1 protein-coding gene is annotated in these 1,366 nt (G+C 50.5%); it reads left to right on the top strand.

Features of this window, described 5'->3' with window-relative positions; genetic code table 11:
• Window positions 1–1,209, top strand: a 1,209-nt coding sequence (locus OB13_RS19465; protein WP_461491852.1) for a DUF349 domain-containing protein, incomplete at its 5' end; no start/stop codon positions are given.
• Between the last annotated feature and the right edge of the window lie 157 nt (window positions 1,210–1,366).

Here is a 1,366-nt window from a genome sequence, read left to right as displayed (position 1 = left end):
GAGGTAAAAGAATCAGAAGAAGACTCGCTGGTATACTTTGCCAAGCGTTTCGATATGTTCCGCGAAAAAGTAAACACCCTACTGGAGCGTATCGCAACCTCAGAAAACAAAGGCTCCTTCCTGATGAAGGTGCTGCACATGAAAGAGCAGGTAGGCAACTACGACGCGCTGGGTCATTTCGAGGAAATCTACCATATCCTGAGCCAGGCGGAAGAAGAAATCAACGAAACGATCAAGCAGAACCGCGAAAAGAACCTGAGCCTGAAGATCGGGCTGATACAGGAAGCAGAGGCACTGCAGGAAAGCGTGGAGTGGAAGGAGACTTCGGACAAAATGAAGGACCTGCGTGCGACCTGGATCAAAACCGGACCGGTCGAGAAAGACCTGACCGACGAGATCGAAGAGCGCTTCAAGGCAGCGCTGGAAGGCTTCTTTGAGCGCAAGAAGTCTTTCTTCAACGATAAGAAACAAATGCAGAACCGCACCTACGACAGGTATAAAGAACTGATCGCGCGTTCGGTAGCCCTGCAAAACTCAGACGACTGGGAGGTCACGACTGCCAAACTAAAAGAGCTGCAAAACCAGTGGAAACTGATAGGCGGCTCCTTGCCACGCGCCACTACCAACAGGCTCTGGACAGACTTCCGCAGAGCGCACAATCATTTTTTTGAGCGCCTGAAAGTGAAGATCACCAACGAAAAGACAGAATCCAAGGACAAGTACTACGAAACCAACCTGGAGAAGAAGCAGGACCTGGTGAGCCAGGCCGAACAGTTGCTCCAGCAAAACAACCTGAATGACGCTGTCAGACGCGCCAAGGAATTGCAGGCAGAATGGAAAAAGGTAGGCCCGGTACGCCCCGATATTTCAGATGCAGTATGGGAACGCTTCATCAAAGCCTGTGACCGGGTATTTGAGATGAGCAGCCTGGAGCATTATATCCGCAAGCGCCAGCAGAGCTCCAACGAGACGTACAGCGACGAAGACGGCCTGCATGCCCGTATAAATGCCCTGAAAGATTTCATCAAGTCTGATAAACTGGAACTGGAAGTGCTGGAGTCGAACCTGGGCAAGCTGAGTGATACCCCCAGCAACGATGCTTTCCGCAGCATGTTGCAGGGCAAGATCCGCAACTTCAACCGGAAGATCAAAACCAAGAATGACCTGATCCAGATGTTCCAGGAACAGCTCAGCACCAGCAGCAAATAGATATAGCGAAGTAAATATAGAGCGCGCCAGTTGCTTATGCGGCTGGCGCGCTCTATATTTACCTAGATGGGCTACCGGAGCGGTTTCTCAGACGCCCCCTGCCATAAATAATCCGATCCTTATTGAACATTTGTTTCATATTTGCGTTGTTTTGGTA

It is taken from the genome of Pontibacter sp. HJ8 (assembly GCF_054824225.1).
The sequence above is the reverse complement of the archived record's forward strand: the minus strand, read 5'-3'. Positions and strand labels throughout refer to the sequence as shown.